Here is an 18,718-nt window from a genome sequence, read left to right on the forward strand (position 1 = left end):
AGGTGGTTTACATGTTGGCAAAAGATAAGGTGAAAATCGCCATCATTGGATGCGGAGGGATTGCCTTTCAAAAGCATTTACCCGCTCTATCAAAATTAACAAGTAAAGTCGAATTGGCCGTGTTTTGCGATACCGTTCAAGAGAGGGCAGAAAAGGCTTCGAAAGAATTTGGTGACGAGAATGCTCAAGTCTATACGGATTACAAAGAGTTATTAAAAGACGGTTCGATTGGTGTGGTCCATGTGTGTACACCCAATATCTCGCATTCTATGATTACGGTTAATGCGCTTGAAGCAGGTAAACATGTGATGTGTGAGAAGCCAATGGCCATTAGCTCTGAAGAAGCGAAAAAAATGCTGGATGCGGCCAAACGTACAGGCAAGAAACTATCCATCGGCTATCAAAATCGTTTCAGGAACGATTCCTTAACCTTACACCAAGCATGTGACGCAGGAGATTTAGGTGAGATCTATTTTGCGAAAGCCCATGCGATCCGCCGTCGAGGTGTCCCTACTTGGGGAGTGTTTATGGATAAAGAGAAACAAGGTGGAGGCCCCCTCATTGACATAGGGACACATGCTTTGGATCTTGCGTTATGGATGATGAACAACTACAAACCAGCGTTGGTTGTTGGGTCTACTTTTCAAAAGTTGAAGGATAAGCCAGAGGGCAACATCTTCGGACCTTGGAATCCAAAGGAGTATCAGGTGGAGGATTCTGCATTCGGATATATAAAAATGGAAAATGGTGCAACCATCATGCTCGAGTCTTCATGGGCGTTAAATATGATCCGTGGAAAAGAAGCCCAGGTCACATTATGCGGTACGGAAGCTGGAGCGGAAATGTTTGGCGAAGCCTGGGATAACAAGGGGTATATCACATTTAACACAACAAAATACAATCAAATGATGGAAGCAGAAACATCAGCAGGCCCGAGTGTGGCTTATTTTGAAGGACAAGAAGTTGATGCAGGCTACTTAGAGGCAAAACAGTGGATTGATGCCATTTTGGAAGACAAGGAGCCGTTGGTAAAACCTGAAGAGGCTTATGTAGTAACGCGTATTTTAGAAGCAATCTATCAATCTTCAGAAACAGGAAAAGCGATTGAACTAGGTCAAAGGAATCTGCTCTCTTATCCTATGTAAGAGAGCAGATCAGAAAACACTTCATTTTTTTCGTGAAAAAAATCAGATTATTGACAAAATTAAACCTGACTCCTGTAGCTTATTCGAGAAAAAACTTTTTACCCTTATAAAAATGGATAAGAAATAATTTATTGAAGGCTTGTTCCCTTTTTAATATAAGGGAATGAATGTAAAGGGGATGAGATAATTGGCTATATTGAAAGCGGATACAAGTGTTGAACTTCAATCAGATAAGTTAGGGACGAAGGAAAAGGTGAGTTATGGTTTAGGAGATTTAGCTTCTAATTTTGTTTGGGGGATGACATCAAGCTATCTACTCTTTTTTTACACAGACATTTTTGGGATCTCTGCTGCGGCAGTGGGGACACTTTTCTTGATTACGAGAATCTGGGATGCGATTAACGATCCAATGATGGGCATTATTGTTGATAAAACAAAAAGTAGGCACGGAAAAACAAGGCCCTATTTACTTTATTTAGCCATACCCTTCGGAATATTAAGTGTATTGACCTTCATTACACCGGATTTTTCGGATACAGGGAAATTAGTGTATGCCTATATCACCTATTTCTTGCTGGGGATGATCTATACAGCTATTAATCTTCCTTATGGAGCCTTAATGTCGACGATGACTAGAGATTCAAATGAAAAATCACAATTAGGCAGTTTCCGTATGATGGGGTTAGCGATCGGGATGATTATTGTTTCCGCTCTTACGATGCCATTAGTAGAATTCTTTGGAAACGGCAATCTACAGGTAGGATTTCCTATTACGATGGCCGTATATTCTATTGTTGGAGTGATGTTATTCTTTATCACCTTCAAGAATTGTAAAGAACGCTACTCGAATAATCTCGAGTCAGGAAACAATATGAAAATCAGCAAATCTTTTTCCAACATGCTTAAGAATCACCATTGGGTAGTGATTTCGATCAATTCCATTGTTCAGTTTTTAAGAATTGGGGTCCTATTCGGTGTCTTAATCTACTATGTAAATTATGTACTTGGACAACCTGCATTGGTTCCACTTTATTTAACATTAGCAAGTGTGGCGAATTTTGCAGGCGGGGCCATTGCTCCTTCGATTTTAAAACGTCTAGGCAATCGAAATGGCAGTATCATTTTACTCTCTTCGTCCGTTCCATTATTTGTTCTGTTAATCTTCTTGGAAGGTGGGTCAACTACCCTTTTTGCCACTGTGTTTTTTATCGCTTTAACATTAATCGGAGTAAACGGTGCAGCCAATTTTGCAATGTTAGCCGACACAATCGATTATCAAGAATGGAAATTTGGACAGAGAACAGAAGGTCTGCTTTATTCTGGATATAGCTTTGCGACCAAATTTGGAATTGCGATCGGTTCGTCATTGGTCGCCTATGCTTTAGGGTGGGCAGGATATAACCCTGATGCGATTACAGATACTGCTTTAAGTATGATCCGGTTTTTACTATTTGCCGGTCTCATTGCATTTACCATTATCCAAGTAATTACTCTAGCGTTCTATAAGCTCGATCAAAACCATGCTGAAATTATTCAGGAATTAGATGTGAGAAATAATAATTAGAATGCTAAATGGTTTAACAATTAAGGCAGGATGTAGTGAAGGAGTAGGAGCCAGAACTTTCTTTCCTACTCTTTATGGTTGAATGGGTGATATAGTGAAATCTAGCTTAGGCACAAAGTCGAAAAAATACTATCAATGAACAATGTTCGTTATCCATATGAAAGAGAGGGAGTACGATGAGAAAAGTGAAAGTAGGAATTATTGGTTGCGGTAATATCAGTTCGATTTATTTTGAGGCAGGGAAAAAATTTGAGGTTTTAGATATTGTGGCTTGTGCGGATTTGGATTTGGAAAGAGCAAAGGCAAGTGCCGAAGAATTCAATGTTCCGAAAGCATCTACGGTGGAAGAATTACTCTCCGATCCAGAAATTGAGCTTGTCATCAATTTGACGATCCCTAGTGCTCATGCAGAAATTCATCTAAAAGCGCTTGAGGCAGGAAAACACACTTACGGAGAAAAACCTCTAGCCACTGAACTAGAAGATGCTGAAAAAATTCTTTCTCTCGCAAATGAGAAAGGACTTTTAGTAGGATCCGCTCCAGATACATTTTTAGGAGGAGGAATTCAAACCTGCCGAAAGTTGATTGATGACGGCTGGATTGGTGAACCGATTGCCGCAACGGCGTTTATGATGTACCATGGTCCGGAAAGTTTCCATCCGAATCCTGATTTCTTATATCAAAAAGGTGCTGGACCAATGTTTGACATGGGACCGTATTATTTGACTGCATTAGTTAATTTAATTGGATCGATTCGTCGTGTGACTGGATCTGCAAAAATATCTTTCCAGGAAAGATCGATTACAAATGAATTGAATTACGGAAGAAAATTCCCTGTCGAAACCCCGACACACATATCGGGTATCATGGATTTTGAAAATGGAGCAGTCGGCACCATAATTACGAGTTTTGATGTCTGGGGCTCACGGACCCCACATATAGAAATTCATGGGACAATGGGTTCGATCATTGTTCCGGATCCCAATACATTTGGCGGGCCAGTTTATATAAAGCAGCATAATCAGACGGATTTTACCGAAATCCCTTTAACACACGGATTCACTGAGAATAGTAGAGGTCTTGGTGTTTTGGATATGGCCTACGCCATTCAAAACGGAAGATCGCATCGAGCAAGCGGACAAATGGCCTATCACGTGTTGGAGCTTATGCATGGCTTCCACATTGCATCAGAAGAAGGAAAGCATTATGAAGTAAAAAGTTCTTGTGACAAACCAGTACCATTTCCAATGAATCTTCCGAAAAATGCCTTAGATTTATAAGCCAAAAACTCATTAAAGTATCATAGTGAGGAGACTTAACAGGAGGCTTTAAGATGGACTACACCGGGATTCACCATGTTTCTTTAATCGTCACAGACTTAGAACGTTCGAAACATTTCTACGGAAAGATTATCGGATTTGAAGAAATCGAGAGGCCGAATTTTGATACACTTGGTGCATGGTATCAAATAAGAAACACTCAGTTACATTTGATTGTTTATAACGAAGGGAAGACATTGAGAGGAACGGTTGAATTGGACAGTTCTGATGGTCACTTCGCTGTTCGAGTGACAGATACCGAAGCGTTTATTAAGCGTATGGAAGCTCATAACGTTTCGATGCTAACGACCCCGAGTAATGCTGCGGGATGGTATCAAGTGTATGTCGGTGATCCGGATGGTAATTTGATTGAGTTTAATTATCATCCCGAAGAATGAAGTGATGATATCTACTAGAGAATAACTTCAATTTGTCGACTCATGAATGTTTACACTAGGACCTCATACTTCATAGTTAAAATAAATGCAGGCACGTACGTTAAGTTTTTTATGAGTATGGGTTCGAAGTAAACAAAAGCCCTTTTCCTAGTATGGAAGGAAAAAGGGCTTTTGACTATTTATTATCTACTAATCTCAATCTTACCAAATTGTTCAGAGTCCTCTAAACGTTTCATGGCATCCGCTGTTTCACTATGAGGGAAGATTTGATCAAGGACTAGTTTGATTCTATATTTGTTGACTAGCTCAAGCATTTCCTTGAATTCTTGATGACTGTCCATCGTGGTGCCTAGCAAATTGTATTGACCGTAGCTTGTTCCCCATTACATGAACATAACATTAACTACGATTAGTCAAAGCCAATGTTCTATTAGAAGACGGAAAGATGTTTGGAGAAGAGGGATTAAACTATCAGAGAATTTGCATCCCATCTCCTAGACCGATTATAAAGGAAGCATTTGATAGAATCGCAAGTATGAGTAACGAATCCTTAGCGAATTTCAACCATTTTTTAAAGGAGCCAAGTTAACATTACGAAATAATAGTGTGATAAATTAAACAGGAATAGCTGTAATAAAAACAAATAGAAGAGAGAAGGGACAAGATAATGTATGGAACTATTAAGGAACTGATGGATGGATACAAAAGTAAGCAGGTTTCCCCTATTGAGGTAACCAAGTGGTATCTAGATCGAATAAAAAGGTTGGATCCCAGAATTAATTCTTATATTACTGTTACGGAGGAGATTGCCTTACAACAAGCGATTCAAGCAGAAAAAAGATTGATGGAAGGGGAGGACAATAATTTTCTAGGTGTTCCATTAGCTTATAAAGATTCCATTGATACGAAAGGAATCCTAACAACAAGTGGATCGATTATTGACAAAGACCGATTTCCTGAAGAGGATGCAGTAATTGTCAAGGACCTTGAAAGGGAAGGCGGTATTCAATTAGGAAAAAACAACATGTATGAATATGCATTTGGAATTACCTCACAAAATCCTTTTTACGGTGATGTCATCAATCCATGGGACAGGAAAAGGACGGCAGGAGGTTCAAGCGGCGGTTCAGCTGCGGCTGTAGCGGCGAATCTTTGCCTAGGTTCCATTGGGACCGATACGGCAGGTTCGATTCGTGTTCCTTCTGCTTGTTGTGGGGTCGTGGGCTTAAAGCCCACTTATGGTCTGGTTCGTATGGAGGGTATGACACCTTTAGCATGGTCCCTCGATCATGCGGGTCCGATTGCACGTACTGTTGAAGATGTAGCCTTCATTATGCAAGCTCTCACCAAAAAATCGTACACTATGTCTTTTACAGATAATCTAAAAGGGCTTCGAATTGGAATACCCAACCACTTTTTCACTGAGCAAATGGAAAACGAAGTGCAAAGGATGTATGAAAAAGCGGCACAACAACTTGGTGAACTTGGTGCCGATCTAGTAGAAGTAGATGTATCATTTTTAGAAAACGTACTCGGTGTTGCAACTACAATTGGCACCTCTGAAGTCGGTTATGTTCACAAGGATCGTATACAATCATCCTTACAACTGTACAGCGAAGAAGCACAAAATACGTTCTCAAAAAGCCGGGCAATCACTGCACTTGAATATGTTACAGCTTTGAAAAAACGTGAAGAATTCACTCATAAGGTATCAGCCGTTTTTTCTAAGGTAGATGTGATGCTTACCCCAGTAACTCCGATCAAAACAACAGATGTTGAGATGAATCAGGTCACAATCAACGGTGTGAGGGAGTCCATTGGCGAAAGTATGATCCGCTACACGAGCCTTTTCAATATAACAGGACATCCTGCATTATCGATTCCAATGGGGCTTACACATGACGAGACTCCCATCGGGTTGCAGTTAATTGCCAATCACCATAGAGAAGATCTATTGTTCCGTGCAGCATACAGTTATGAACAATATGCCTTACCGGAGTTTTACAAAAAAAGAACCGCTAAGTGTGAAGGTGAAAGTAAATTGGGTTAATCCTAATAGTGTGAAAAATAAAATTATTCACACATTAAGTATTGACACAGGTAATTTGTATAGATTAAGATAATGACTAAGGAATACGTATTCGTTTTTATTTTCAAAGTATTACCAACGGTACTTCAATAGAAGTCATTTTTATTCGTTAAAATTGAATGCGCATTCATACATTTTTGAATGCGCATTCAAAATGGTTCAACGATTAAATTGAGGTACATTATTCAGGATATGAAAAACATATCCAACAAAAAGGGAGGAAAAAGATTCATGAAAAAATTCAAAATAGTCCGCATGGTCGCTATTTTGGGCTTGATGATGACACTTCTCATAACCGGATGTAGTAATTCTGATGCCGGAGGAGAAAGCACGGAAGGGAAAACCGTGAAAGTACTGCTTTCTGCGGGAGATGTTGGCCAGTTTAATGCCTGGAAGGCAAGAAGTAAAGAATTTACAGAACGGACAGGCATTAAAATTAAATTTATTGAAACACCGTATGAGAACCTCCTGGAAGAAATTACAGCCGATGGGATTGCGATGGGAGGGGCTTATGACTTAGTTGCACATCTTGATACAATGGGTTCTTCTATCAATCAGTTTTTAGAGCCGCTTGATCAGTATGTGGAGCGTGACAACTTTAATGTTGATCGTTGGCCAGAAGCGTCAGTCGATCGTTCTACATTTGATGGAAAACTTTATAGCTTACCCGTACGAGCACATGCCCAGATGCTGTTCTACCGTAAGGATATCTTCGAACAGCTCGGCCTTGAACCTCCGAAAACGTGGGCGGATCTTGAAGCCGCCAGTAAAAAAATTACCGATGAAACGGATTTGTACGGTATTGTCCCTTACTACGGGGCAGGGCACAATGGCCAGAATTTATTTATGTGGACGTCCTACCTTTGGAGTAACGGTGGAAAGATTTTTAACGAGGATTTAAATCCAGTATTTAACAGTCCTAAGGGCCTGGAAGCTACGCAGCGTTATATCGATCTTCTAGTCACAGATAAAGTAGCACCTCCTGGATCTGTAACATTCGGTGAACAGGATTCCAGAACCTACTTCAAGCAGGGGAAGGCAGCAATGTGGATTGGCTGGTGGTGGGTTTACTCTGAATTCAATGACAGTGAAGCTTCAGCACCAGAAGTGGTCGGAAATGTCGATTTCGCAACAGTTCCGGGATGGGAAGGAAAAGGATCCGTGCCAAGCATAACGACATTCCCTCTAGGTATGATGAAAGGATCCAAAAACAAAGAGGCAGCATGGGAAGTCCTGAAATGGCTTTCTGACCCAGAGTTGGAATTGGATATCGTCATGGATACGCTAAAAGGCGAAAGTCCTTCTAATCAAAAGTCAATCGTGATTACGCAAACGGAAAACCTAAGGAATAAAGAACTCAATAAGTTAACCGATGGTTTTTATAATGTAGCAGCTGATAATCTGGAAAATGCTAAAACATTACCAAAAATGAAGGAATGGCCGCGTGTTTCCGACATCATCAGTTCGGCAATTTCAAAGATTGCAACAGGTGAACCAGTCGAACCTACATTAAATGAAGCGGCTGAACAAGTAGAGAAGTTATTAGAGGAGTCAGGTTATTACGATTAAGGTTCAGATGATTTCTTCTCTTTACACGGCTGTGCCAAGGGTAATACGTATAGCTTTCTATCCAGGACAGTCCCGAACAGAAGCAATTGAAGCCAGAAAATAAACCAGTCTTTCATCACCTCGTTGGATCGGGATTGGTTCCAAATAGTAGGGGGAAGATAAAGTGAAAAAAAAGCTTTTCAAATATTGGTTGTTAGCACCAGCTTTCATTTTTATATGCGGTACAACCTTATATCCGTTAATGAGATCTTTTTGGATCAGTCTACATGACTGGGATTTAAAAGAATCTGCAGAGATGGGTCCTTTTATCGGGTTTGATAATTACATTCGTGCTTTTTCGGATTCACAGTTCTGGAACAGTGTATGGATAACCATCATTTTTACAGCAAGTACGGTCATCCTCACGTTAACGTTGAGCATCATTGTGGCATTGCTGCTTAGTAAGGATAAAAAATATCTGTCCTATCTACGAGTGGTGCTTATTATACCATTTGCCCTGAGCCCGGCTCTGGTCGGGTTCTCCTGGCGCTTTATGTTGAATCCTGACTATGGATTATTTGATAAAATCATCGGATTTCTGATTCCGCCGCTCGCAGATGTCGTTTGGCTCGGGAGCAGTACGACCGCTATGATCGCGCTTGTGTCAGTCGTCGTCTGGATCTGGCTTCCATTTATGAGCCTCATGTTTATCAGTGGCTTGATGGGGATGCCAAGAGAGGTATTCGAAGCGGCTCAAATGGACGGAGCAACACGCCTGCAAACGCTGTTTCATATTACCCTGCCGATGCTTAAGCCGATCATTCTGATCGCATCGATTTTAATGACGATGTTCACACTCAAGGCGTTTGATCCAATTGTCACCCTGACACAAGGCGGACCTGGTGATTCAACGGAAGTCTTAAACTTCTTCATTTACAAAACTGGTTTCCGATTTTTTGATATGGGCTACTCCTCTGCCCTGGGCTACATTCTAGCATTGATAACCATCGTGTTTGTCATCATTTATATGAGGAGATTAGTGAAGGGAGATGAATGGAACTGATGAGTAGAGGCGCAGCATTACCCCAAAAGAAAAAATTGATCTCAAAAAAGACCATGTCAATTCTGGAAGTCCTGTGCGTCATTCTGGTTGCCATCTTCTTATTTCTACCAATCTTCTGGATTGTCATAACCGCATTCAAACCAGAATCAGAAGTTTACACGACCAGTCTCTTTTTTCAGGCGACGCTGGATAACTTTAAAACGGTGTTCGGCTCAGCTTTCGATTTAGGTAAGTATTATACCAATAGCATCATTGTGGTGCTGTTTACGCTCATCATCACAATCCCGGTCAGTGTTCTGGCATCGTATAGCCTTTCTCGTTTTCAGATGCGGGGGAAACAGGTGTTTATGTTTGCGATTTTAGCAACCCAGTTTATTCCGCTCGTTGTGAACGTTATTCCTTTCTTCATCATGTTTCGAAACTGGGGAATCATTGATACAACACTTGCCTTGATCATTGTGAACCTCGGTCATACGATCCCTTATGCCATTTGGCTTACAAAAGGGTTCATCGATCGCATCCCGGTTGATATGGAAGAAGCGGCGACTATTGATGGAGCAAACCGACTACAAGTTCTCTGGCATATTTTATTGCCGCTTGCGAAACCGGGTATTATTACTGCGACCGTCTTTTGTTTCGTCATAACATGGAATGAGTTTATGTTTGCCCTTGTTTTAACACAACAAGACGCTGTAACTTTACCGGTTGCGTTGTCATTCTTTAATGGAGAAAAGGGTGTATTATGGAACCAAATGGCCGCAGCTGGCATCGTGTTCGTCTTACCGACTGTTGTCTTTATGCTGCTTGTAAGAAAGCAGTTCATCCTTGGTATGACATCCGGCGGAGTGAAATAATCTTTTTATCAAACGTTGAAAGGGATCAAGGTCAATGAGAATAACGGTGAATGATATTGCGAAGGCAGCCAAAGTCTCACAATCTACTGTTTCAAAAGTTTTGAATAATTATCCAAAGGTTAAAGAATCGACGCGATTGAAAGTGTTGAATGCAATCGAAGAACTTAACTTTACCCCTGATCCCATCGCTCGAAGTATGATAACAAAAAAAACGAAAACGCTTGGGTTAATTGTAGGGGATATTTCAAACCCTTACTTTGCTGAATCTGCAAAGGTGATCATCGAAAAAGCAAAGACCTTGGGGTACGATGTGATCATCAGTAATACCAATCACAATGATTTGGATCTTGACACAGCTATACAGACGCTTCTCAATAAAAGGGTGGATGGTCTATTGATTGCATCTGCAAGCTTGTATTGTACGAAAGTCAATGATCTGTTTGCAGCAAATTTTCCCGTCGTCCTATTCATCAATTTGGTTGAAGGAGACGATGTAAACTATGTCGTTTTGAACAATAGAAAAGGGGCCGAACTCGCGGTTGACCATTTGGTTGAATCCGGGCACCAAAAGATTGCATTCGTTTCAGGCTCCTTTAAATATTCTACTTTGAATCAAAGATTCAGTGGTTTTCAGGCTGCACTTCAAAAGCATCATCTGCCATTGTATCAAGAGAATGTATATAATGAAGAGTTTATAAATGAAGAATTTTTATACGAAAAAATCTATCGTTTTGTCGATCGGACACTTTCTGCAACAAACGCGCCAACCGCTTTTTTCACCACGTCCGATCAGATGGCCTTTGCGGTTTTAGATGCCGCTGCGAAAAAAAACATTCGAATTCCTGAAGATATCTCGGTTGTCGGATTTGATAACATGAACCTTTCTTCCAATGAGACGATCGCCTTGACAACAGTTTCACAGCAAAAGGAAAGAATGGCGACACTGGCATTGGAAAAGCTAGTGATGCTGATTGAAAAAGGAGATACTGTATCAAAACCGATACAGTTAACACTGGAACCGGAATTAATTATACGGAGAACAACAGGTAGAATGAAGGTAAGGTCTTATGAAGGGTCAACGCAATGAAAGAATCAATTCAATTTAAAAGCATAAAGGATGGTTATCATGGCAGAAAAACAGACGAGCATTCCCGAAACTCCTGTGAGAGAAAAGAAGGCTACAACGAAAATGGCTGCTTCACCAAACAATTTAATTTTTTACGCAGACGCAAATGATGTAAACATGATCGATTCGAAGGATGATTATGACTACATTCATATAGACGAAACTCATCAAAAGAAACAGCGGATGAATGGATTTAATGATGAATACAACAATATCGTGGATTATATTGTGAAGATCACACGCCAAATCTGGAAAGAAAAAGATATCGGGTTAATCTATGACACGTACAGTACGGGTATTACCGTTCATAAAGGCTTGATCAACAGCCATGGAGTTAATGAAGTTATCTCGGGCACTTTACAAACCCTTCATGCATTTCCGGATCGAAAAGGACTTGGCTGGAGTGTGATCTGGTCAGGTGACGATGAACAAGGTTTCTTCACCTCACACCGTGGTCGTTCTTCTGCTACAAACCTTGGTGACAGCCTTTATGGCCCTGCCACGGGGAAGAAAGTGATTTTCAGAACATCGGCCGATTGTATGATTTTAAATAATAAAATATATGAAGAATGGCTCGCGATGGATACGTATCATCTCGTCCAGCAACTGGGATTGGATCCGGTAGAAGTAGCCAAAAAAATTGCCAAAAGCACAAGTAAACTTGCCCCATCTATACAGTTCGGTTTCAATGAAACGGCTGAGACGGGGCTACCACCGAAAATCTTCACACCATCTTCCGATCAATTCGAGATCGGTGAGTTCATGCAGATGGTTTTCAACCGGGTTTGGGCACGACGGTCCTTTAATTTTGTGCGAGAGTTTTATGAAGATAATGCGGTCGTTCACTATGTTTGCAATAGAGACATTATCGGTATAAGTGAAATTCAAGGAATGTTTGTCAGCCTTTTTGCCTCTGTTCCAAATGGAAAAGTCATTATTGAACGGGTGACGTGTAACAAACGCGGGTCAGACAGCAATTGGGATGTCGCCGTCCGCTGGAGAATCCAGGGTATACATGAGGGTTCGGGGTATTTCGGTCCACCAAGTGGAAAAGCAATTGACATTGCTGGAATCAATCATTATAAAATTCGAAATGAAAAAATTGCAGAAGAATGGTTTTTATTTGATGGCATTGAAGTATTACGTCAAATTCATTTGCCGGATGAGGACGAGCCTGCAGAAGATAAGGGTTCAGATAATGATGATGGGAACTTTACCGGGGTTTCTTAAATCGGAGCGGACCTTAGTCAACCGTTCTTTTAATCAAATCTAGGAGGCAGAGAAATGGAATATATCAAGCTAGCAGAAGAATTGGAAAAGACTACTTCAGATGAAGTGGAACAAACAGTAAAAAGCATCATCTCAGACGTAAGGTCCGGTGGTGATGCAGCGGTAAAGGTATATGAAGAAAAGTTCGGCAACTCTGTCCGGCCGGTCCGGGTGAGTGAAGAAGAGATCGATCATTGCATGAAGACATTACCTGATAATGTAAAGGTCCTTATCGATCGGGTCGTTGACAGAGTATCCGATTTTGCACAGGCACAGCTTGATTGTCTTTCTCCGTTTGAAAAGGAATTCGGGGAAGGCATTCGTATGGGGCACCGGATCGTTCCGGTAGAAAAGATCGGCGCTTATGTACCCGGGGGACGATTCCCGCTGTTATCATCCGGTCCAATGGTTGTTGCTCCTGCAAAGGTAGCCGGGGCTAAACGGATTGTCGCATGCAGTCCGGCGAATTATGAAGGTGGGATCCATCCTGCTGTCCTGTACGGTCTGATCCGCTCAGGGGCAACGGATATTTTTGCAATTGGAGGTGCACAGGCTATTGCCGCTATGGCATATGGTACGGAATCCATCCCTGAAGTGGATGTCATTTCGGGACCAGGTAATCGTTTTGTAGCCGAAGCGAAGCGTCAGGTATTCGGAAAGGTCGGTATAGATCTGATAGCCGGACCAAGTGAAGTCCTGGTATTTGCTGATGATACCGCTTCTTCTCGTAAAATTGCAGCCGATCTGCTTGCCCAAGCGGAGCATGATCCTTATGCTAGGGCGATCCTTGTAACGACCTCCCGTACGATTGCAGAAAATACGATCAAGGAAATCAATGAACTTTTACCTAATTTCTCCCCATCCTCCCCAGCACATGAATCCTGGGCAAAACGAGGCGAAGTCATCTACGCGGAGTCGTTAGAGGAGGGATTGGAGATTTGTAATGACTATGCTATTGAACATCTTCATCTGCATATTAAAAACAGTCGAGACTTGATGGATCGTCTAACTAACTACGGTTCACTGTTTATCAATGAAGACAGTTCGGTCGTCTTTTCTGATAAAGTATCTGGAACGAATCATACTTTGCCGACACAAAAAGCGGCTAGATATTCCGGTGGACTATGGGTCGGCAGCTACTTAAAAGTGATTACTCATCAAGAGATTACAGGAGAAGGGGTACAGTTCCTTGCATCCCATGCAGAAGATCAATCTGAAATTGAAGGATTGGAAGGCCATAAATTATCCGCTACTGTACGATTGTCTTAACGAACGATTTGGTTCAGGTCTTAATTGAATCCGCATTCAAAATCATACCTTTTGAATGTGTTGTAGGGGCTGATTTAGAAAGTCATCCTAGAGAACAGAAAAGTTGCTGGTTTACCTAAAATTACGGAGGGGAGTTAGTATGTCTCAAAAGCAAAGTGATTTTACAAGGGTGTTATCACGAATTGATGTGTTCTTCTTAGCTATCGGGTCAATGCTTGGCTGGAGCTGGGTTGCCTTGTCAGGGACCTGGGTCACTTCCGCCGGTTCCATGGGTTCCATCGTCTCGTTCGTGATCGGTGGCTTCCTGATCATTTTTGTAGGACTGACCTATGCTGAACTGGCTTCCGCCATGCCGCAAGTCGGCGGGGAGCATGCTTATGTTTTACGTGCTATGGGGAGAAATGCGTCCTTTATCGTCTCATGGATGCTTGCCCTGGGCTATATTTCAGTCGTAGCATTTGAAGCTGTTGCTTTACCGACTGTCGTCGATTACATTGTTCCAAATTATGAAATCGGATATATGTGGACCATTGCAGGTTGGGATGTTTATTTTTCCTGGGCATTAATTGGTATAATCGGTTCTATTATTATTACAGCTGTTAATTATTTCGGGATCAAACAAGCTGCTTTTATTCAAATTGTACTATCCGCGGTTATTCTCCTTATGGGGGTTATGCTGATTTTTGGATCAATGATAAACGGAGATTCTTCTAATTTAAAGCCTCTCTTCGTTGATGGGGCAATTGGCGTTACAACAGTACTCGTGATGGTTCCATTTCTTTTCGTCGGTTTCGATGTCATTCCCCAGGTTGCTGAGGAAATTAACCTTCCTTTTCGTCAGATTGGTAAAATACTGATGATATCCGTAGTTTGTGTTGCTGTGTTCTATGCATTCATCTCTTTGGGTGTATCTCTGGCATTGGATCAAACTGAACTTGGCACTACAGAACTTGCTACTGCAGATGCAATGAAAGCACTTTTCGGTTCAGAATTTTTCGCTTATCTACTGATTCTTGGCGGTGTGGCAGGAATCATCACTAGTTGGAATGCCCTAATGATCGGTGCAAGTCGGGTTTTATATGCCATGGCAAAATCGGGGATGATTCCAGTATGGTTTGGGTATCTTCATCCCAAATATAAAACCCCCACCAACGCCGTTTTTGCAATCGGCGTACCGTCCGTATTAAGCCCGTTGCTTGGAAGGCCAGCTCTTGTGTGGCTGGTAAACGCTGGTGGGTTTGGGATTGTAATTTCATATTTCATGGTAGCGATTGCATTTATCGTCCTTCGGAAAAAAGAACCCGATATGGAAAGACCTTATCGTTCCGGAAAAAGCAGTGCTGTCGGATGGATTGCAGCGGTCTTTTGTTTGGGCTTCATCACCCTCTATCTTCCAGGGATGCCGGCTTCACTGTCATGGCCGACTGAATGGGTCCTTGTCGGTGCATGGGTAATTATTGGTCTTTACTATTTTGTTCAGATGAATCGGAGTAAATATGGCATGGATAACGAATCCTCGTCCATTGATATGTAATCTAAAAAGCAAAATAAATAGCGTTTGAAATTATCAGAAAAGTAATGTAGAATCATTATTGAATGCGGATTCAAAAGTAATGGTCCACAATTGAATATGACGTTCCGGAAATATATTGAAATTACAACTTTTTTGGAGATGCTAAGTATTTCATCAACTGTTTGTCTGAAGGTATGATGTCATATTATAGATGTTCATTGTAAATTAATAATAGTATTAATTGAGGTTTTCAGAAAGTTAAGGCACAATTAGGTTTGAATTCGGATTCATGAGAATGGTTTACACTTTTTAATTTTGCTTATGGGTTGTAATACAAATTCAAATTCTCACTAAGTTTAAATTGGACGAAAGGGTTTTTGCCTATGAAAGGCACAATTAGTGCATATGATGTTGCGAGTAAAGCAGGGGTTTCACAATCCACGGTATCCAGAGTCCTTAACAATTATCCACACATTAAAGAGTCAACAAAACAAAAAGTGCTTATGGCAATTAAGGAATTAGGATTTACCAGAGATGAGATCGCAAGAAGTCTTGCAAGTAAAAAAACAAGGACGATTGGTTTGATTGTTGGAGATATTACAAATCCATTTTTTGCAGAATCGGCAAAGGTGATTACCGGAAAAGCGCAAGAGATGGAATACGATGTAATCCTTTGTAACACAAACCATAAGGAAGAGAATCTTTATAAATACATTCAAACACTTATAGGAAAACGAGTAGATGGTATCATTATTACATCTGCTGATAAAGATAACCAGAAAATCAAAGAACTTTATGATCAGGGATTTCCTGTTGTTTTGTATAACAGCTTGATGAATCATGAAAAGGTAAATTATATTGCTGTTAATAACTACAAGGGTGCTAAACTTGCGGTTCGCCATCTATATCAATTAAACCATCGGCTTATCGGTTACATTGCAGGCCCTTCTAAATACTTAACAACACACCTCCGAAATTTAGGCTTTCAAGATGGTCTTAAAGAGTTAGGGATCGATGTGAATAAAGCATTCGTATATGATAAGGAATTCTCCTACGATGAAGTGTACCAGTTTACCAAAAGACTCCTGAAAAAACCAACTCGACCTACGGCTTTCTTTGCAACTTCTGATCAAATGGCACTGGCGGTGTTAGACGCAGCGGCCAGTGAAAATATAAACGTGCCTCAAGAACTCTCTGTAATAGGATTTGACGATATTGATATGGCTAAAAATCAGTTTATTGGATTAACAACAATAACGCAGCCGAAAGAAAAAATGGCGACGCTTGTGTTGGAAAAGCTTGTATCGCTAATTGAAGAAAATGATGAATTGGGTTCCCCAATACAAATTATATTGGAGCCCGAATTAATCCAACGAAGGACAACAGGCGTAAACAGTGTTCAAAATGGAGTTTAAAACAACGATTTTACAAGATTGGGGGGATGATCAATTTGACATATTTTAAAGAATTACAGAGACAAAAAGTTTTAGTTACAGGTGGCAGCAAAGGAATTGGCAAGGATATTGCTCTGGCTTTTGCAAAGCTAGGAGCAACGGTGATTATTACTGGTCGGAACGAATCCGCCTTATCCGCCGCTGTACATGAATTGAAACAACATCATCATGAGTGTTCGTCAATCGTCGCCGATATGCAAAATGTTTCAAAAATATACAAAATGGTCGATGATGCTGCAACCTTAATGGACGGTCTGGATGTTGTTGTCAATAACGCAGGTGTCAACATACCAAAGCCCGCATTGGAAGTTACGGAAGAAGATTGGGATTCGATTCTCGATACGAATCTTAAGGGAAGTTTCTTTTGTTCACAACGCGCCGGTAAATATATGATCCCGCAAAAAAGCGGGAGAATTATCAATATTGTTTCCCAAATGGCATTTGTCGGTTATATTAAACGTGCAGCTTATTGTTCTAGCAAGGGAGGAGCGGTCCAACTTACAAAGGCTCTGGCAGTAGAATGGGCCCCCTATAACATTAAAGTAAATTCTGTTGCTCCAACGTTCATAGAAACGGAATTGACAGCTACTATGTTTAAAGACAAAGATTTTCAACAAGATGTGCTTAGTCGAATTCCTCTGGGAAATCTAGCACAACCATCAGATGTGACAGGGGCGGTCCTTTTTTTAGCTTCTGATATGTCGAAATTTATCACCGGTGAAACGATTAAAGTCGATGGTGGGTGGACAGCAATTTAATTTACCTTAGATCTTTATATACCAGATTAAAACTTTATGCTTTTTTGAATGCGCATTCAAAAGATGTAAAAAAGTACTCATTATTAGTGATGAAAAAACTGATGTGATTAGGAGGAAAAGTAATGTCAACACAAACCTTATCAAAACAGCAACAGTCGACCAATATTCCATTTCAAGATTTCTTAATGCCCGGTAATTTTCGCTTTGGTGTCGACACATTCTATACCTTACTAGACGAAGTTAAAAAACTAAAGGTACAAAAAATTACTGTCATTAGTGATAAAGGTTTAGAACGTGTCGGCGTTGTTCAACGTGTACTGGATTTAATCGAACCGTTGTCACTCAAATGTACCACCTTTACAGAAATTTCAGGTGAACCGACATTCAATTTATTAAAAACATCCGTCGAGTATGTGAAAAAGGAAAATAGTGAGCTTGTGATTGGAATCGGTGGTGGGAGTGCTCTTGATGTTGCCAAAGCAACGGCAGCGCTTGCAGATAAGGACGATCTAGCACCATATTTGAGCGGTCAGTCGACGATTGAATCCCGAACTGTAAAATGCATTTTACTGCCTACGACGTCTGGAACAGGCTCAGAAGTGACAATGAACGCAATCTTCGGAGATGAAGAACAGGAGTTAAAGCGGGGGATTGTCAGCAGAAGCTTCTTGCCTGATCTCGCGATTGTTGACCCGGCACTTACGCTTTCGTGCCCGCCAAAAGTAACGGCTGCATCCGGGGTTGACGCTTTCACCCATGCGATTGAATCCTATATTGCAGTCCGGGCGACACCATTAACGAAAATTTATGCTGAACGAGCGATGAAACTCTTTTCTTCCAACATAACCAAATCCGTACACAACGGTAAAGATATTAATGGTCGTATTGGAATGAGCTGGGTCAGTACATTGGCAGGGGTGTCTTTGGCAAATGCAGGAGTAGGTGCAGTTCATGCATTAGCCTATCCACTCGGAGGAAAGTATCACATTGAACACGGTGTCTCCAATGCGATGCTTATGCCGTTTGTTTTTGAGGTGACAGGGAAAACGTGCACGGAAGAAATGGTCGACGTGGCATCCTACTTACACCTCGGTGATTTTAACAATCATCCTCACAAGGCGTTGGATGCTGTTGTTCAATACTTATATGAACTGCTAGAAACGCTCGATCTTCCAACATCATTATCAGAACTTGGAATTAAGAGAGAAGACTTGCCGCATCTTGCCCAACAAGCTTCAAAAATCGACCGGCTATTATCGAATACCCCGTATCGTTTAACAGAACAGAAGATTTTACAAATCTATGAAAAGGCTTACCAGGGTCCTAAAACTAGAAACATGGGGTGAGGA

Annotated in this window: 16 protein-coding genes; 15 read left to right on the forward strand and 1 reads right to left on the reverse strand. The window is 41.0% G+C overall.

Annotation, left to right across the window (positions count from 1 at the left end; translation table 11 throughout):
• Positions 1-11: 11 nt before the first annotated feature.
• From NON16_RS03800 to NON16_RS03815, 4 genes are all read left to right on the forward strand, one after another.
• Positions 12-1,145, forward strand: coding sequence for a Gfo/Idh/MocA family protein (locus NON16_RS03800; protein ID WP_257347275.1), 1,134 nt, complete (start codon positions 12-14; stop codon positions 1,143-1,145).
• 187 nt (positions 1,146-1,332) lie between these two features.
• A complete protein-coding gene (locus NON16_RS03805) occupies positions 1,333-2,709 on the forward strand; it encodes a glycoside-pentoside-hexuronide (GPH):cation symporter (RefSeq protein WP_257347276.1) in 1,377 nt (458 codons plus the stop codon).
• Positions 2,710-2,885: 176 nt separating this feature from the next.
• Positions 2,886-3,989, forward strand: a complete 1,104-nt coding sequence (locus NON16_RS03810; RefSeq protein WP_257347277.1) for a Gfo/Idh/MocA family protein — start codon at positions 2,886-2,888, stop codon at positions 3,987-3,989.
• Positions 3,990-4,042: 53 nt separating this feature from the next.
• Positions 4,043-4,426 carry a VOC family protein gene (locus tag NON16_RS03815; protein ID WP_257347278.1) on the forward strand — a complete coding sequence of 128 codons (384 nt, stop codon included), beginning with the start codon at positions 4,043-4,045 and terminating at the stop codon, positions 4,424-4,426.
• A gap of 182 nt (positions 4,427-4,608) precedes the next feature.
• Here NON16_RS03815 and NON16_RS03820 read toward each other — a convergent pair whose 3' ends face one another.
• Positions 4,609-4,782, reverse strand: a complete 174-nt coding sequence (locus tag NON16_RS03820; RefSeq protein WP_257347279.1) for a zinc-binding dehydrogenase — start codon at positions 4,780-4,782, stop codon at positions 4,609-4,611.
• 311 nt (positions 4,783-5,093) lie between these two features.
• On the opposite strand from NON16_RS03820, the gene NON16_RS03825 reads away from it, so the two are divergent.
• From NON16_RS03825 to NON16_RS03875, 11 genes are all read left to right on the forward strand, one after another.
• Positions 5,094-6,476 carry an amidase gene (locus NON16_RS03825; RefSeq protein ID WP_257347280.1) on the forward strand — a complete coding sequence of 461 codons (1,383 nt, stop codon included), beginning with the start codon at positions 5,094-5,096 and terminating at the stop codon, positions 6,474-6,476.
• A gap of 270 nt (positions 6,477-6,746) precedes the next feature.
• Positions 6,747-8,084: an ABC transporter substrate-binding protein gene (locus NON16_RS03830; protein ID WP_257347281.1), complete on the forward strand. Its 1,338-nt coding sequence runs from the start codon at positions 6,747-6,749 to the stop codon at positions 8,082-8,084.
• A gap of 163 nt (positions 8,085-8,247) precedes the next feature.
• Entirely contained in the window at positions 8,248-9,126 is an 879-nt protein-coding gene (locus NON16_RS03835; RefSeq protein WP_257347282.1) for a carbohydrate ABC transporter permease, read from the forward strand.
• Positions 9,117-9,980 (forward strand): carbohydrate ABC transporter permease, encoded by an 864-nt coding sequence (locus NON16_RS03840; RefSeq protein WP_257347283.1) that lies wholly within the window; start codon positions 9,117-9,119, stop codon positions 9,978-9,980. The genes NON16_RS03835 and NON16_RS03840 overlap by 10 nt, the downstream gene beginning before the upstream one ends.
• A 34-nt stretch (positions 9,981-10,014) precedes the next feature.
• A complete protein-coding gene (locus NON16_RS03845) occupies positions 10,015-11,067 on the forward strand; it encodes a LacI family DNA-binding transcriptional regulator (RefSeq protein ID WP_257347284.1) in 1,053 nt (350 codons plus the stop codon).
• Positions 11,068-11,106: 39 nt separating this feature from the next.
• Positions 11,107-12,336, forward strand: coding sequence for an ester cyclase (locus NON16_RS03850; protein WP_257347285.1), 1,230 nt, complete (start codon positions 11,107-11,109; stop codon positions 12,334-12,336).
• Positions 12,337-12,390: 54 nt separating this feature from the next.
• Positions 12,391-13,644 carry a histidinol dehydrogenase gene (gene hisD / locus NON16_RS03855; protein ID WP_257347286.1) on the forward strand — a complete coding sequence of 418 codons (1,254 nt, stop codon included), beginning with the start codon at positions 12,391-12,393 and terminating at the stop codon, positions 13,642-13,644.
• 139 nt (positions 13,645-13,783) lie between these two features.
• Positions 13,784-15,178, forward strand: a complete 1,395-nt coding sequence (locus tag NON16_RS03860; protein ID WP_257347287.1) for an APC family permease — start codon at positions 13,784-13,786, stop codon at positions 15,176-15,178.
• A 362-nt stretch (positions 15,179-15,540) separates the two neighbouring features.
• Entirely contained in the window at positions 15,541-16,572 is a 1,032-nt protein-coding gene (locus NON16_RS03865) for a LacI family DNA-binding transcriptional regulator (RefSeq protein WP_257347288.1), read from the forward strand.
• A gap of 35 nt (positions 16,573-16,607) precedes the next feature.
• Positions 16,608-17,369, forward strand: a complete 762-nt coding sequence (locus NON16_RS03870) for an SDR family NAD(P)-dependent oxidoreductase (protein ID WP_257347289.1) — start codon at positions 16,608-16,610, stop codon at positions 17,367-17,369.
• 122 nt (positions 17,370-17,491) lie between these two features.
• On the forward strand, positions 17,492-18,715 hold the full coding sequence (locus NON16_RS03875; protein ID WP_257347290.1) for an iron-containing alcohol dehydrogenase: 1,224 nt from the start codon (positions 17,492-17,494) through the stop codon (positions 18,713-18,715).
• The last annotated feature ends 3 nt before the right edge of the window (positions 18,716-18,718 follow it).

The sequence above is a fragment of the Pseudalkalibacillus decolorationis genome (genome assembly GCF_024609785.1).
GTDB lineage: Bacteria > Bacillota > Bacilli > Bacillales > Fictibacillaceae > Pseudalkalibacillus > Pseudalkalibacillus decolorationis.

Bases quoted from the DNA above. Each gene is read 5' to 3' on its own strand.
- NON16_RS03800 (WP_257347275.1), top strand. From the start codon at position 12: ATGTTGGCAAAAGATAAGGTGAAAATCGCCATCATTGGATGCGGAGGG.
- NON16_RS03810 (WP_257347277.1), top strand. From the start codon at position 2,886: ATGAGAAAAGTGAAAGTAGGAATTATTGGTTGCGGTAATATCAGTTCG.
- NON16_RS03815 (WP_257347278.1), top strand. From the start codon at position 4,043: ATGGACTACACCGGGATTCACCATGTTTCTTTAATCGTCACAGACTTA.
- NON16_RS03825 (WP_257347280.1), top strand. From the start codon at position 5,094: ATGTATGGAACTATTAAGGAACTGATGGATGGATACAAAAGTAAGCAG.
- NON16_RS03830 (WP_257347281.1), top strand. From the start codon at position 6,747: ATGAAAAAATTCAAAATAGTCCGCATGGTCGCTATTTTGGGCTTGATG.
- NON16_RS03840 (WP_257347283.1), top strand. From the start codon at position 9,117: ATGGAACTGATGAGTAGAGGCGCAGCATTACCCCAAAAGAAAAAATTG.
- NON16_RS03845 (WP_257347284.1), top strand. From the start codon at position 10,015: ATGAGAATAACGGTGAATGATATTGCGAAGGCAGCCAAAGTCTCACAA.
- NON16_RS03850 (WP_257347285.1), top strand. From the start codon at position 11,107: ATGGCAGAAAAACAGACGAGCATTCCCGAAACTCCTGTGAGAGAAAAG.
- hisD (WP_257347286.1), top strand. From the start codon at position 12,391: ATGGAATATATCAAGCTAGCAGAAGAATTGGAAAAGACTACTTCAGAT.
- NON16_RS03860 (WP_257347287.1), top strand. From the start codon at position 13,784: ATGTCTCAAAAGCAAAGTGATTTTACAAGGGTGTTATCACGAATTGAT.
- NON16_RS03865 (WP_257347288.1), top strand. From the start codon at position 15,541: ATGAAAGGCACAATTAGTGCATATGATGTTGCGAGTAAAGCAGGGGTT.
- NON16_RS03875 (WP_257347290.1), top strand. From the start codon at position 17,492: ATGTCAACACAAACCTTATCAAAACAGCAACAGTCGACCAATATTCCA.